General features: G+C 66.4%; 8 protein-coding genes. 5 read left to right on the top strand and 3 right to left on the bottom strand.

Annotated features, from left to right (window positions below):
- Positions 1–400: 400 nt before the first annotated feature.
- The 5 genes from QMK24_RS33620 to QMK24_RS33640 all read left to right on the top strand — a co-directional run bounded on the left by QMK24_RS33620 (position 401) and on the right by QMK24_RS33640 (position 5283).
- Positions 401–1633 (top strand): helix-turn-helix domain-containing protein, encoded by a 1233-nt coding sequence (locus QMK24_RS33620; RefSeq protein ID WP_283470664.1) that lies wholly within the window; start codon positions 401–403, stop codon positions 1631–1633.
- Positions 1634–1662: 29 nt separating this feature from the next.
- Complete coding sequence (locus QMK24_RS33625; RefSeq protein ID WP_283470665.1) at positions 1663–2193, top strand: flavoprotein; 531 nt, start codon at positions 1663–1665, stop codon at positions 2191–2193.
- 487 nt (positions 2194–2680) lie between these two features.
- A complete protein-coding gene (locus QMK24_RS33630; RefSeq protein ID WP_283470671.1) occupies positions 2681–2917 on the top strand; it encodes a helix-turn-helix domain-containing protein in 237 nt (78 codons plus the stop codon).
- A 123-nt stretch (positions 2918–3040) separates the two neighbouring features.
- Positions 3041–4027: a phosphotransferase gene (locus QMK24_RS33635; protein WP_283470666.1), complete on the top strand. Its 987-nt coding sequence runs from the start codon at positions 3041–3043 to the stop codon at positions 4025–4027.
- Positions 4028–4224: 197 nt separating this feature from the next.
- On the top strand, positions 4225–5283 hold the full coding sequence (locus QMK24_RS33640) for a PDDEXK family nuclease (RefSeq protein WP_283470667.1): 1059 nt from the start codon (positions 4225–4227) through the stop codon (positions 5281–5283).
- 91 nt (positions 5284–5374) lie between these two features.
- On the opposite strand, the gene QMK24_RS33645 is transcribed toward QMK24_RS33640, so the two are convergent.
- From QMK24_RS33645 to QMK24_RS33655, 3 genes are read right to left on the bottom strand one after another with little or no spacing between them, the layout of a single operon-like run.
- On the bottom strand, positions 5375–7687 hold the full coding sequence (locus tag QMK24_RS33645) for a UvrD-helicase domain-containing protein (protein WP_138357956.1): 2313 nt from the start codon (positions 7685–7687) through the stop codon (positions 5375–5377).
- Positions 7684–14439, bottom strand: coding sequence for a DEAD/DEAH box helicase (locus tag QMK24_RS33650; RefSeq protein WP_283470668.1), 6756 nt, complete (start codon positions 14437–14439; stop codon positions 7684–7686). The genes QMK24_RS33645 and QMK24_RS33650 overlap by 4 nt, the downstream gene beginning before the upstream one ends.
- Positions 14436–15254, bottom strand: a complete 819-nt coding sequence (locus tag QMK24_RS33655) for a hypothetical protein (RefSeq protein ID WP_283470669.1) — start codon at positions 15252–15254, stop codon at positions 14436–14438. The genes QMK24_RS33650 and QMK24_RS33655 overlap by 4 nt, the downstream gene beginning before the upstream one ends.
- Between the last annotated feature and the right edge of the window lie 306 nt (positions 15255–15560).

A 15560-nucleotide genomic window follows, 5' to 3' on the forward strand; every position in this document is an offset into this window, starting at 1 on the left:
CAGTGCGACGCGCTGACCACGCTGTACCCGACCGAGCACAACGCACCCTCCGGGCCAGTCGACATGGTGTGGCACTATCCCGCGTGTTCACAGACTGCGCCCGTGATTTTCCGACGGGCCGTGGAGACGGAAGCGGTCAGGACACCGCCTCCCCAATGACTCCACCAACTAACTCGGGCTTCGGGTCCGTCGCCTGGCTGTCGTGCAGGAACCTGTCCGCGGACGTGCAACGGTCTTGCTGCTGGTGGACTCGTTGGTGTAGCCGGACAGAGTGTCCGGCCCGTTCTAGGCCCGATAGCGGATGTTGAGCGCGGCACGGCGGCCCGAATCGCTCCGTGATCTCGGGGCCTGCTCGGCCGCTAACGTGGATGACGGACCAACCGTCGAGGAGGCAGCGCGCATGCGTGGTCTTGGGGATCACCTCAGCGTCGGAGAGCGGATCGCGTTCTACCGCGAGCGCCGGGGCTATACGCAGCCTGTGCTCGCCGGGCTCGTCGGGTGTAGCACCGACTGGCTGTCGAAGATCGAGCGAGGTGTGCGGAAGCCGCCAAGGATCGACAAGCTCGCCGAGCTCGCCCGTGTACTGCGGGTCCCGCTCGGCGACTTGGTGGGTCAGCCCGTCCTGATGGAGGGCGGGGAGAAGCACATGGACGACGTGCCGGCCGTCCGCGATGCGCTGATGAGCCCTCGGCGTCTCTCCAAGCTGCTATTCGGTCGTACGGCGGAGCGGCAGTTGCCTCAGCCGGAACAGGCGCAGGTCTTCGTCGAACGCAGCTGGGGCGACGACCAGGCCGGCGTTCTCGGGGATGTCATCGCCGCACTGCCCGGTCTGCTCAGGATGGCCCAGGAGCTGGAGAACCTTCCGAGTGGCGATCAGCGCCGACGCGGCCTCGCCGTCTCGGCTCGTACGCATCACCTGGCGGCGACCACCCTCGCCAAGGTCGGCGAGTCCGACCTGTCGTGGCTCGCGGCCGAGCGAGCCATGCGGGCCGCCGACGAATCCGAGGACCCGCTGTCGCTCGTGTCCGCTGCCCGCTCCGGTACGCATGCACTGCTGGCCAACGGGCGTTACGAGGACGCCCTGGAACTGGGCGATACCGCGGCTGCCTGGCTCGCGGGCCAAGTTCCCGACGACGACCCGGCCGCCTTGAGCCTGCTCGGCATGATTCATCTGCGAGCAGCTGCGGCCGCCGCACGTCACCAGGATCGCCACACCGCCGACTCCCTGCTGGAGAAGGCGCAGCGGCTCGCTATCCGGCTCGGCTCCGACGAGAACCACTGGCAGACATGCTTCGGTCCGACGAACGTCGAGCTGCACCGCCTGTCGATCGAGCTTGACCTGGAGAACATCCCGTACGTCGTCGAGCATGGCGACATCGACGTCTCCCACATGCCGGCGGAGCGCGCCGTGTCCCATCGCATCGACTACGCCCGCGGCCTCTGCCTCAACGGTCGCGTCGATGAGTCCTTCAGCGAGCTGCGGGAGGCCGAACGCACCTCGCCGCAGCTCGTGCGGAACAATCCACGCGTACGTGAGACCCTTCGCGACCTGAGGAAACAGTCCCCGGTCATGGGCGGCAGCCACTCGTCCGAGCTGCTGGCCATGGCCCAACGATGCAGGGCGGTGCAGTGAGTTCGGTGCGAGGCAAGGTGTTGGGCGTCGTGGGATCGAGCGCCGGTGGGGTCGAGGAACTGCGTACAGGGCTCGTGGTCCCGGCACTCGAACGGGGCTGGACGGTCGCAGTCACGCTCACACCGACCGCAGGTCAGTGGCTCCGCGCGAGCGGGGAGACCACGGAACTCGAAGGGCTGACCGGCCTTCCCGTACGGGCCGAACCGCGCCTGCCAGGTGACTCCCGGCCGCATCCGCCAGTCGACTGCTACGTCGTCGCCCCGGCCAGTGCCAACACCGTCGCCAAGCTCGCCCTCGGGATCTCAGACAACCAGGCGTTGACACAGGTCAATGAGGCCATCGGGACATTGGACCTCCCTGTAGTCGTCTGGCCCCGGGTGAACGCCGCGCATGCCCGCCACCCCGCATGGGAGGGACACATCAAAGCCCTTCACGATTCGGGGGTGCGGTTGATCTACGGAACCAAGGTGTGGCCGCTCGCCGAGCCGCGGGCAGGGATGCCGGGACGCCGGTACCCGTGGGAGGCCGTACTGGACGAGGCTGGCAGAACTATCTCCTGACGATCCATCAATAATGCTACGAACAAGAAAAATTAGACCCGGACAGTCTGTCCGGGTCCTTCGTCATGACTGGCGCCAGCCTGAGGGCATCACGGACTAACGGAGGCAACCGGTGCCCGATCAGGGATTGAGCACGGCGCTCCCGGGCGCGAAGACCTGGGGCGACGCATCCAGGAGCTGCCCGAGCCCACGCACGGATGGGATGGCCGGCAGTGGCTACTCGTCTCGACGCTCGTCCGAGGCCGCCCTATCGCGGTCAGGCACAGAGCACATCGTCGTGGACACTCCCACACCTGCTGGCGGCACCCCGCTCTGCAGCCTCTGCCGATGCCGCCTGAGTCGGTACAACGGGGAAGAGCTGTGTGCCGGTTGCAGCCGCGACACCCGGCACCAGGCAGGGACCGCGTGCAGCATCCCCACGGATATCTGGCAGTTACCCGATGTCCGGCAAGCCTTGGTCAACCGCGAATTCGGGCGCATGTGCCAGATGATCAGACAGCACGGTGGGATCCGCCAAGACGACATAGCCACAATCACCGGCTTAAGCCAAGCCTTCCTGTCGATGCTCGAGACCGGAGCCCGCAAACTGACCAACATCGACAAGATCATTCAACTGCTGGATGGCCTACAAGCTCCATCAGAACTCACCGGACCGATGCTGCGGCCCAGCATCAACCACCAGCCTCGTAGCTCTGAATCGAGGGCCCTCTCGCGGTGCCGGTAGCGACCGACAGCCGGTCCGTCGTGGACATCGCGGGCCAGGTAGTGGCCACCACCGGATGGATCAGCCCAGCCCCGTACGAGAAATCCGTCGCGCAGGGGCAATCACTTCCTCCACTGTGAGGGGATGCCGAACATCAACACTCCGCGCCTCCAGTACAGCTCCACGGCCGTACGCCCATGCTGGGACGACCTCCCCCAGGGCATCCGTCGACTCATCTCCCGGCGCCTGGGTGGTGTAGTGGACGCAGGGCCGAGCGCCGGAAGCGGGTTCACCAGCGGCTTCGCCGCCGTGCTCCGTGGAGCTGGCGAGCCCGAGTTCGTCAAGGCGGTCAACGCCAACGAGAACGCGGTGATCGCCGACTGCTACCAGCGCGAGGGGTTGATCAACCAGGCCCTGCCGATCGAGGTTCCGGCACCCCGCCTGCGGTGGACCGAGGAGACGGAAGACGGATGGATCGTCCTTGGCTTCGACGCGATCGAGGGAGGACGCATGCCTGCCGCGCCCTGGAAGCCTGACGAGCTTGCCTCGACCCTCGACGCCTGCACGATCAAGGCCGAGGCGCTCTCCACGCCCTCGGCGACACTCCAAAAGGTCGGGCTAAAGCCGATCGGTGACGGCAGCGACTTCGCGGACTGGCGTGACCTTACCGGCGGCGCCACCAGCCCGAGCATCCTGCCGGAATGGGTACCCACCGACAGGCTCGATGCCCTGGCCGAACTGGAATCCCACTGGCGACAAGCCGTGGCCGGCGATGCTGTCCTCCACCATGATCTACGTCAGGACAACGTCCTGATCGACACGGGAGGCGCTGCCTGGATCTGCGACTGGAACTGGCCGTGCCTCGCAGCGAGCTGGTTCGACCTTGTGCTGCTCCTGGCCACAGCACACGCCGACGGCCACGACGCCACAGGACTGTTCGCTTCACACCCCACCGCCAGTGGAGTCACCGACGAGCAGCTTGATGCGGCCTTGGCTGCGCTCTCGGGCTTCTTCTTGGCTTCCGGCGCGAAGCCGTCAGCAGACTGGTCTCCGTACATTCGCCAGCACCAGACATGGTGCGGCGAGGTCACGCTGCGATGGCTGGCCGAACGGAGGAACTGGACGTTCTGATGGGGGAGGTGTGCCCTTCGTCGGCCGCGGATGCCCACATCAGGGCAGATCCTGACCAGGGTGAGCGCGGGCTCTGATTGGCCTGGCGTGCGACGTTGATGTCCACAGGGTCGTTGACACCGCAGACGGACTGGCGCGCCTGGGTGAGATGATCGTGATCGAGCGCGTCACAGCAGCTTCACTGGGAGGGGCAGGGAGTGGCTAAGGCCAAGGATTCGGCATTGAGGGGCTATCTGCTCGAGGAGTCGTTGGCTTGGTTGTTGCGTTTCAGCGGGTACCGCCTCCTGGTCCACGAGGACCAGGACCCGGAGGAACTGGTGTCCCACGGCGACACGCTGCGGGTCCGCGGACGAGGGGCTCTCCACCAGGTCGATGTGCTGGGGGAGTTCGCCTTCACCCCAGCGTTCTCGATGCCGGTCCGGCTGTTCCTGGAAGCCAAGTTCTATCAGAAGCCATGCGGAATTGAAGTCGTCCGCAACGGACATGGGGTGCTGCATGATGTGAACGAAAACTTCATGACTCACCCCGGTACCCGGCCCCGGCAGCGTTACCAGTATTCCTACGCTCTGTTCTCTGCGAACGGCTTCACATCGGAGGCGCAGAAGTACGCGCTCGCTCACCAGATTTCCCTGGTTGACCTGTCCGGTGCCTCTTTCTCGTGGCTGCTTGGCGTTATCGGGAGTACTGCGTGGTCCTTGTTCGAGGCGCAGAAGTACCTGCCGGACTCCGAGCCCTTCCCAATGGCGTGGCTGCGCAGGGAACTTCGCGACGCGCTGGGCACGTCGCCGGTGAACCTGCTGCCTTCGACGGCGGTCCGTGAGGGGAAGTTCAAGCAGGCTGCTGATGCGGCGATCGCACCGTTCATTGATGTGCTGCGCCAGCACAGTGATACGGAACTCCTGCTCGGCTTCCCAGCGGCGCCCTTCATCCTTCCGCTTGCCGCGAACGATCACAAGCAGTTCTTGGCGTATGCGGAGGCACAGCCGGCCCATACGGTGCGCATCCGGCGACGTGGTCACGGCGGCGCGGCGGAATGGACAGTTTCACCTGTGGGCGACGAGGGAGCATACGAGCTGGCATTCAAGTTGCCGGAGCACATCGAGAGGTGGATCAGCGGGATCGCTGACAAAGAGCGCCGACGCACTTTGGAGGTCAAGGAGCAATTCTTGTCGGCGATCACGATCTACCGGATGAACGGCAGCGGGGTCCGGGCCTACCAGCTGAGGTACGAAGCGAGTTCCTTGTCGCACGGTTGATCGGCATGCGCGGCGGCCCCGCTCGTGAATCCGGGCAGTCTCTTGTCAGAGCGAGACTGGCCCGGGTACGGCAGCGGGGCCGGTAGCGGCATCAGATCGGCAGGTACGGGCTGGGCTTGTCGTGCCAGCTGATGTTCAGGGCGTCGCGGGCTCGGGTCGTGGCGACGAACAGCAGGGACCGGGCCTTGCGCTGCTCGCGCTCATAGCGTGGCGGGTCGTCGGTGCGGTAGCGCTCGATTCGGCTTGTCTGCGGGATGATGCCGTCGCTGGCACCGACGATGGCGAGGCGCTGGTACTCGAGTCCCTTGAAGCGGTGCATGGTCCCGACGTGGACTTCGCCGTCACCTTTGGGGCCGTCCTTGGTGAGCTCGGCGCAGGTGATGCCGGCCTTGGTGACCAGGTAGTACATGGCCTGACTGACCATGTCGCGGTCGGCGACACAGACGGCGATGCGGCCGCCGGGGTCGCTGGGAGCACCGTTCTCGTTCGTGGACAAGTCGTCGCGCCAGATGGCCAGGGTGGCAGCGAGGCCAGCGAGTTCGTCGTCCCAGGTGCGGTACGGGACGAAGGTGGGATCGGGGCCATGGAGGACGGAGCGGTAGCCGGCGAGATTGTCGGTACCGTCGTCGAGGTCGTCGTAGGTGGCCTTCCTATCGTCGACGACGCGCATTGCTTGGACGAGGATTTCCTTGGTTGTGCGGTAGCTCAAGGTCAGGCGGGAGGAGCGGCCGCGGATGTTGATGCCGAGGGCGCCGAGGCTGACCTGGTGGTCGTAGATGCGCTGATGGGTGTCGCCTGCGATGAACATGTCGTTGGCGAGGTCGGGGTCGGCCATGGCACGCAGCATCTTCCAGTGGGCGGGACGGAGATCCTGGCCCTCGTCGACCACGATGTGCTGGTACCGGTAGCCCAGGTAGCGCATACCGGAGCTGTTATCGCGATGGATCAGGTCCTTGCCGCCGATCTCGGCCTTGTACTCCCGGCGGGCCTTGATCTTCGCGGCGCGTTCGATCTCGAAGCGGGCGGCGCGCTCGGAGGCTTGGCCCCAGGTTTCGACGCCAAGCTTGTCGAGACGGGCGGTGAACTGCTCGAGGAGTTTCCAGATGTGGTTGCGCTCGGGGCGGGTCAGTGCCCGTCCCCGGCCGGCACGGCGGGCTTGGAAGTAGGCGGAGCGGGTGGGGACGGACTGGCCGAGGACGACCTGTTCCCATTCCTCGATGAGGAACTCCGGCTCCCAGCGGCGGTCGTCGAGTTCGGCCAGGAGCTGTCGCATCTCGTTCACGGCCACATGATCGTAGACGCGTTGCTTGCCGCGTCCGGGGGCGGTGTTCTCGCCCAGGACGCGGGCGGCGAGCTGGTCGATGTGGGCGATTTCGACCCGAGCGAGGAGTTCGGGCTCAATGAGCGAGGCCAGGCGCAGGCGGAGGTCGGTGGTGAGGTTCTTGGTGAAGGTCGTAAGCAGAATTGGCTTGTTGTGCCCAGGGGGCAGCTGCTGGGCGAGGTGCTTGACCCGGTGGAGAGCGACGATGGTCTTGCCAGTGCCGGGCCCGCCGGAGACGCGGGCGGGACCGTTGTAGTGGCGCTGCACGATGCGTTCCTGGGTGCGATGCAGGAAGACCTTCCAAGCGCGGAAGTCGCCTTCGTCGATCGCCGCCTGGACGTCGTCGTCAACCGCGGTGACCTTGGTGCGGGTCGCGGCGGCGGCGAAGTCGTCGAGGTCGGGCTGCTGCCCGAGTTCGACCGGCTTGGTGATCTCCTGGCGGACCTCATCGATGTCCATGCCGGCGGCGAGGCCGTACAGGACGTCCTTGGACAGCAGAGGGGCGCCCTCAAGGAGCTGGTCGAGTTCAGAGCTCTCGGTGACGGTGAGAGCGAGGTCGACGAGTTGGTCGGCGACACCGAGGTCGCGCAGCTGACCCGCATCGTAGGCGGCGAGCAGGGCGGGTGCCGCCTTGGGTTCGGCTTCGTACTGGACCGGGGCAGGCTCGGGTACGGCAGCCGGCGCGGTCTCTTCGGGTTCTGCAGGGGTGAGGGTGATGCCGGCACGGCGCAGGGCACTGTCGCCGACAACGGCGAGGTCGACGAACTCGATCTCGCCGGTGACACGGTTGACGGCGACCTGGAGCTCTTCGTAGACATCGCGACGGTGGCGGACGGCGATGACCAGCCAGTTCTCCGTGCCGTCCGCGTCGACCCCAGTAGGGGTGAGCAGGGCACGGTACGACTGGTTGACCCGGGCAGACCAGATACGGGAGTCGCCCTTGAGTTTCCGCTTCTTCAGGCCCGGCTGGTCGGGGTTGGTCCGGAAGATGTGGCAGAAGTCGTAGAACTGGGCTTTGACCGAGCGGTCGAGCTTGTACAGCTCCTGTTCGGCCTTGCGGTACAGGCTGAGCCGGGCGGTCATCGGGGGGTGCCTTCCGTGTCGGGGAGCTGATCAAGCAGTTCGTCGAGGCGAGTGAGCCATTCGCCGGCTGTGCGGACCTGCCAGCCGTCGTCGGCGTAGGCGGTGTCGCGTCGCTGAGCCTCGGGGTCGTCCTGGTCCTGGTGGGCGGTCACGACAGCGATCTTGAGTCCGGGGGATTGCCAGGCGAATTCGGCCTGCCAGCGGCTTGTGCCAAGTTCGAATCCGAAGACCGGTGCCTGCTTGCCTCGGTCGGCGAGGGTTTCGGCGAGGCGCAGGAGGTCGGGGGCCTCGTCGGGCTCCTCTCGCAGTATTTCCAGGATGTCCTCGTCCCAGGCGGCGTCTCGGAGCATTTGGATGACGGCGGCCTCGGCGGTCGAGTCATGGTCCGGATTCGGGTCGACCGGATGGATCGCTCCTGCAGGCGCGGCGGACTCGGCTACGTCGGTCACCGGTACGGGGGCACCGACTAGGGAGTCGAGCTCACCGAGGCCGCCGCAAACGGCGAGGACTTCGACTTCGAAGTCGGCGGCGCGGCTGGCTGCGAGCTGGACGCCGTCGCCGCCGGCCAGGGACAGGAACTGGGTGAGGTTGCTCCAGTACAGCCAGGACCGCCAGCGCAGCTTGTGCTCGTCGCTCTCCAGGACGGCATCGCTATCGTCGAGGACGGTGAGTGCGCTCCACCGCGGGTTTTCGGGGTCGGCGGCATCCAGGGTGACGAGGATCGGCAGTCCGTTCTCGTCCTGGGCCCGGAAGACGTGGACGGGCCCGATGCCGGTGGCATCGGGTACGACCGGCTTATCCTGACGTGTATTGCTGTTGAAGGTGGCTAGCTGGCTGCGGAGCGCAGCGACCAGTTCGCTGCGGCGCCCGGTAGCGGCGAGGGGCGTGGTCCCGGCGGTGCTGAGCAGGCCGGTGACCAGGGCGCGGGAGCGGCGGGCCCAGCGGTCGGCATCGGGATCGCGTAGGTAGGCGATGAGCGTGTCGATGGGGTTGGCGAAGACCGCGTTCGCGAAGTGGGCGCGCTGCCCGCCGTATTGCTCGTAGGCGGCCTTGGCCTGTTCTTGTGCCGTCCCGCGGTAGGGCGGCCAGACGGGCTTGGTCCGGGTGGGGCGCTTCTCGAACAGGTCGATGTCCGCCCAGGTGACCTGGAAGACGATCTCCCCTTCGGCCCGCAGCTTGGTGCGCTGAGCCGCGTCGTGGGCGATGCGGTTGTGTTCGCGGCTGGCGTGGAAGCGGAATCCTTCGAGGTAGACCTTGACGCTCTGGGCCGGGCCGTCGACCCGGGTGAAGGTGAAGTCTGTCCGGGTGCCCTGGAGTTGCTGCTGGGCTGTGAGCCTCCAGTGCGTGACGTCGGAACCGGCGGTGAAGCGAAGATGTCCGCTGGCGTGGCCGTCCTCGTCCAGGGCGGCGTCGTCAGTGACCTTCACCCAGTCGCGCAGGGCAGCCAGGAAGCGTGCCTCCAGGTCGGATTCGACCTGGGCATCCAGCCCGACCAGCCCGGTGTGCTCGACCTCATCGGTATCCCAGCCATCCGCACCGTCTGCCGTGAACAGCAGCGACTCCAGCATGGTCAGGGCTGACTGGCGCGAGACGATGTCTTGGAAGCGCTCGGGGGTGTAGCGGTGCAGACACCGGTGGCAGGCCCGGCGCTGTTCCTCGGCGCATGGGCACTCTTTGAGCATCTCGTACGCGGCTGCGAGGGTGTCGCGGAAGGCGATGGGATCGGTCAGCCGGTCCAGATAGCCGGTGCCGCCGGGCAGGGAGTCGAAGAGCACCAGGAACCAGCGACGCTCTCCGCTCTCGGCATCCGGCATGGAGGCCACCGTGGTGTCCAGGTGCTGCGGGTCGCCGCCGAAGTGCAGGTCCACACCGAGCCGCAATGCGGCACGGAAGGAGTGCACCTTGGCGTCCACGTCCGCGGTGGCGGCCGGGATCAGCACTCGCAGAGCCTCGGTCTTCAACGTGTGGGCCAGCAGCACGGGCTCCTGGGTGGCGTCCTCCCGCTTGCCGCGTCGTAGCGGGCACCAGGGGCGGTGGTGTTTGAGCTGTGGGCTGCGGGCGGCGGCGGAGTCGAGAGCGTCGGTGTCGTGGTCGAAGACCGGTTTGCCGTCCGCGCTGGCTGCTCCGCAGGCGGTGCACACATGGAACGGGTTGAGCCGCACCAGGTGTCCGGCGAAGTCGTCGCGGGCCGGGGCGTCGTAGCGGACCGGCCCCACATTGATTCGGCGGATCATGGCGCTGCGGCAGTAGTCGACGCCGAATGTCTGCTTCGTGTGCCGCCACGAGCCGGGCTCGATCTCGCCCACAGGGATGTCGACCGCGTCCACGACGGTGTAGTGGCGGCGATCGCGGTCGTCCTTGTCGTCGCGGATCCGGGCGTCCTGGCGCTTGTCACGTGAGGTCACGGTGGCTGGCTCCACGATCTGGAACAGGCAGGAACCGTCGTCGGCGATGTGGGCGCTCTTGCAGCGCGGGCACGACGACCGGTCCTCCGCCGCGTTCTCGGTCCGCACAAAACCACAGCCCGGGCACACCCGCCAGGTGCGCCATTCCTGCCGGCCGCCGGTGGCGATCTCTAGGCCGGTGATCTCGTGCCGGTAGCCGTTGACATAGAAGGAGTTGCCCGGGGCCAGCTCCGAAAGTGCGTAACGGCGCGGGCGGTCGTAGGAGTCGGTGGTGGAAGCGAACTTCGCCCTCCCCGTCTTCGCGTCGATCCCATCCTCGCCGTACAGCGTCGCCGACAGCGTGGTGACCGAGTCGATCAGCGCGTAGTTCGGCAGCAGCCCCAAGTCACACAGAGCGCTCTGGGCGGCCGTATCACCCAGATTGAGCAGGCGCCGGCCCACGCCACGCCGCTCGGCATCCAGTTCGTCCTTCTGCCGCGCCTGGTCAGGGTCGGAATCGTGCAGCTCGTCGTGGGCCTCGTCGATCTGAGCCAGCCGGGCCCGCAGAGCCTGTTCGACGCGGCGCCACTCCCGCTCGGCCTCTTCCACCGTGCCGCGCAGCTCGTGCATCGCGTACTTGCGCAGGTCTTCCTTGGCCCGGTCGTTGACGCCGGTAGGGAACATCTCCAGGAAGCCCTTGGCGAGCTCTTCCCCCTGGGCGATGGCCACTTCCACCAAATCGATCAGGTAGCCGGACGGACCGAACAGAGCGGGTGCCTTAGTCGGCAGGGCGCGCAGCACGATGCCGTCACCGCGGATCAGCCGGCTGGCAGCTGCGAGGTCCAACAGGTGCGCCAGGTACTGGCGGCGAAGGATCTCCACCGCTGAAAGATGGCATCCCGGGGGCACGATCGTGCCAGCGATCAGATCCTTGGGGCGCTCCAGGAAATACAGGTCACGCCGTCGACGATCAGGAATCGTCAGCAAGAACGCATTGCCGGTCCGGCGTCCGGCCCGCCCGACCTGCTGGGCGTAACTGGCCGGCCGGCGCGGCAGCGCGGCCAGCACCACCGCGGACAGGTCACCGATGTCGATGCCCATCTCCAGCGTCGGCGTGCAGGAGAGGACATTGGGGTCCTTGAAGCCCGTACGCCGCTTGAACGCCTCCTCCACCTTCTCGCGCTGCGCGCGCGTGAGCATGCCGGTGTGCTCGGCGGTCACCACCTGGTACGTCCCGGCCTTCCGGTACAGGTGTCGGTAGTAGTCGAGGGTGTAGTCACGGTCGCGGTGGTGCACTCCCAGCCGCTCGGGCCGGTCCCCGGCCACCAGACGGCCTCTGCGGCAGCGGTATGAGGGGCAGGGCTGATCGTGCCACTGATCGAGAAGGGAGGGGTGGACCGTCTGTTCCCAGAAGCACACCGGGCAGCGCACATACGCGTGCCGGACCTGTTCGTCGTCCAGGAGCAGCGCTTCGATGTTGCCCGGCTTGAGCCCGTAGACCCGTACTGAGGTGTCGTTCGGCGTTCGAGACGACAGCAGCCCGATGGCGGCCAGTTCCGGCAGGAGGCGGCTCCAGAACTCCGGTGACACCTCGCGCGACAGCCCCAGGCAGCGCCCGGCCCACCGCTCATACCAGGATAGCCGGCCCGTCGCGAAGTCGAACTCGCTGCCGTTCTTGGGCGAGCTGAGCAGGAACACCGGCGCCGCGACCCGCTTGGGGAATGCACGCATGCCGGGCGCGCGCTTGCCCCAGATGAAGTACCGGCTGGTGCCCGCCTCATCGACGTACTTGTCCAACCACTGGTGTGCGATCGCGCCCCGTGTACGCAGGCGCTCCAAGAACACCCGCAAGAACGCCAGATAACGTGCGTCGTCCTGCGGCTGAAGGGGCAGATCAGCGCGCTCGAACTCCTCGTGAATCCGCTTGACCAGAGCCACCACGGCCTCCGGATCCGCGATGCGTACCTGCGCGGCTGCGGTCCGGGTCAGTTCCAGGGTGCGCCCGTTGCGGGAGCGGAACCCGAACTCCATCAGCGCTTCGAACGCCAGGCGCTGACCGATCAGTCGCCATGTCGGCAGATCCCCGCCGCGCCCCTGCCCGGACAGCAGCCGGTCCACGCCCTTGAAGCCGTGCAGATCCGGCGGCACCACCGCGGCCAGTGTGTCCTTGTCGGTCGTGGCTTCGACCACGTTGGCGATCAAGTCGTTCAGAGCTGTGGGCACGTCGCTGCGCAGGTGCTTCGCCAGCAGGGCGCGCAACGAGAAAGTGTACGAACGGTTCGCGACGAACCCGGCCCGGTGCGCGGCATCCTGCACCGAGTCGTTGAACATCAGCGTCTTGTCTTCGTGCCGCTCTTTGTCGAGCTCCCCGCCCGTGAACAACTGGGTGATCGATGCCGCCGTCATCGCAGCGGCTCCAGTGCCCAGATAGCGGACCGCGTTGCGCTCCCCGCACGCCGGGCACCAGTCCTCTTTCGCCGCCGTATTCGCCGTATCCCCGAAATTGACCAGGACGAACGCCGAATCGCGGGCCGTCAGCCGGGGCTCCTTGGACTCCTTGTCGTAGTCGTTGAGCGGATCGGGCAGCCGCAACCGCTTGCGGGCACCGTCCAGCACCATCAGCAGACCGCCCGCACTCTGCAGCGCTGCTGCGGCCCCCTTACCGCCCCGGCCGCTGGCCGGCAGTACCGCGGCCCCGGAACCCTCGCGCGCCTCCCGCTCGGTCGCCGAGACCAGGTTCCGCACCCGGGCCTTGTCCTGACCCAACGAGGCACGACGGATCTTGTATGTGTCGAATTGGACCTCGTGGTCGTCGCTCTCCGGCGAGAACACCGCCCAGCCCGACCGCCCGCAATCCCGGCAGTAGACCGCCGGCAGAAACAGATTCGCGCTCTGCCCCGACGTGGCTGTCGTCACCGGCGCCGAACGGTTCCCACTTCCCGCACTGGCATCGGCCGCACCGGCCACATCCCAGCGGAACTCCGCCTTGGGCCACGGCAGTACGCCGCGCAGCAGCCGCGAGACCGACCGGGCCCACTGGTGCACCTCGACATGCACGAACGGCCGCGGCGGCTCTCCCACCGGCGACTTCGGGTCACGCGCGTACGACAACAGCGCCACGAACCGGGCGAGCGCCTCAGCGGCCTTCTCTGGCTGCCGGGCCACCGCCTCCGCCCAACCGGCCGCACCTGCACGCCACATGACGTCCAGCACCTCGGCGCCGGTCTTCACCTCACCGTCCAGTGCCTGCATCACCGCACGGGTGAACAGGTGCCGCTTCAGGTTCTCGCCCAATACGAGGGGGTCGTCGTTGCGGACCCCGGTAACCGACTCGATGAGGTCCAGCATCGCCTCATCGCTCGTCGCGGGATCGGGCAGCGCTAGCAGCTCGTCCGGCGTCGGCAGCCCCTGCATCCGCACGTCCGCCAGCGGGATGAACTCCTCCACCGACAGCCGGTTCTCCCCGACGATAGACTCCGCCGTGAATTCCGTACCGAAGACCTGCGTCGCAACCTCGAGCAGCTGGGCCACTCCGTCGGCATCAGTCCCAGACGCGAGCGTCGCCGATGTCGCCACTGGACAGATCGAACCCAGCGGACGCCCCTCCTCGGACGCACCCACCGCGGCCGCGAGCCGCCGCAGCAGCATCGCCACGTCCGTGCCCTGTGCACCGTCATAGGTGTGGAACTCATCCACCACCACATACCGGATGTCCGACCCACGCCACAGCGGAGCATCATCCGCACGCTGCAGCAACAGATCCATCATCTTGTAGTTTGTGATCAAGATGTCCGGCGGCGAGAGCTGCATGTCTGAGCGGCGCGTACGAACGTTGTCGTACTTCATGGCCGCCTTGTCACCGATGTACAGCCCGGCGGAAAGCTTGTTCAGCGCATCGTTCTCCGTGATCAGCTCGTTGATGCGCTGCGCTTGGTCGGTAGCGAGGGCGTTCATCGGGTACAGGAGCACCGCCTTGATACCGGTCTTTCCCGCCTCCCGCTCGCGGAGACAGTGATCCAGCACCGGATACAGGAACGCCTCCGTCTTACCCGAGCCCGTCCCCGTCGTTACCAGCGTCGGCTGCGGCACATGCCCGTTCGCCGACGTCAGCCGCCCGAAGGCCACGGCCTGGTGCGCGTATGGGGTGAACCCCTCGCGCTCCCAATCCAAATGCTGCCGCCACTCCTCGCCGGCCACCGTAAACGGCGTCCGGATCCGCAAGTACGGTCCCCGGAACATCCCCGACGTCTCATCACCCAGGAACCGGTGCAGCGCCTCACGCGCACCCTCATCCGTGAGCGCGTACGTAGTCGACAGATACTGCAGCAGGCTCTCCTTGAGCCCCCGCGCCTCCAGCGTCGGCCTCACGGCTTCGGCACCTCCTGCTTGACCGGGTCCCATTCGCCACGCGCGACCGCGTCGTTGAGTTGCTTCACGAAGACGGCGTGCGCGGCCCGCATCTCTTTCTCACGATCCGCCTTGTAGAAGGGCGCTGTGTATCCCTCGGGAATTGGCGCCCTGTGTGGATTGGCGAGATGTGACTGGATATGGGCGTAATCCTCCTTCGCCTGACCATATCCGAATGCATACGGATCCTGTGCAAGGCGCCGACCTTTTGCGTCGAACCACATTTCCGCCTCTCGGTCGGCAAGAATTGAGTAGCGGGATCGGTAGATAGCCGTTAGCTGGTCCGCGGTGATCCCTAGCCAAGCGGCGACGAGTGCATCCAACTCAACGAGGGCGGCTCGTCGCTCATATTCGGTACGCAAAGGTGTCCGCTGCGTCCACTCTCCAGAGATTCCGGCACTCAGTGTCCCTTCGAGCAATGGCCAAATGGCAGCCCACTTCTCCCGGTCAGCCCATTCCCTCCGGAATAGTTCGCTCCATAGAGGAGCAAATTCGCCCGTGATGCAAGCTAGGCGGAGAGTTCGGAGCAGCAGGGGCTCGGCCAGAGGGTGTGAAGCGAATGCCGCAGGCATCTTCTGCACCTCGGCAAACTGTAGATGGGACCGGCCCGTGATGCGGAGAAAGTAATCTAGGGGCAGCGACGACCAGAATCCCGCGTTCAGTGTCGTTGTGAGGTTATCTTCCAGGGCGAGTGAGTGCACGGCGTGAACGTGAGTTGGGCCTGGTGGGATGATGGCAGAGAACAGACTGCGCTCGGTATTCTTGGAATCGATCATAGCTCGCCACGCCAGACGGAAATAGGCAGAGTATGGCCTCCCCAGCCACTGGTCCTGGCGTTCCAAGTACTGCTGCTTACTGCAGGCCCGCGCGTAGGTGGTGCGCGGGATGGAATCATCGGGCAGAGAAGGGATGTCCCACGGAGACCAATCCTTAACATTTCGCATGGGAAGGTTTGGTGGGTCTTCGAATTTAACCGGGCAATCGCGTAGGCGGCACGCACGGTTGTGACGTTGCGTGACGGCGTGGTGGTTCCGGTGCCCTGGACGCAAGGGGCCCGCAGGCGTTCGTGATCATGGTTGTTC

The organism is Streptomyces sp. PH10-H1 (genome assembly GCF_030063355.1).
Lineage (GTDB): Bacteria > Actinomycetota > Actinomycetes > Streptomycetales > Streptomycetaceae > Actinacidiphila.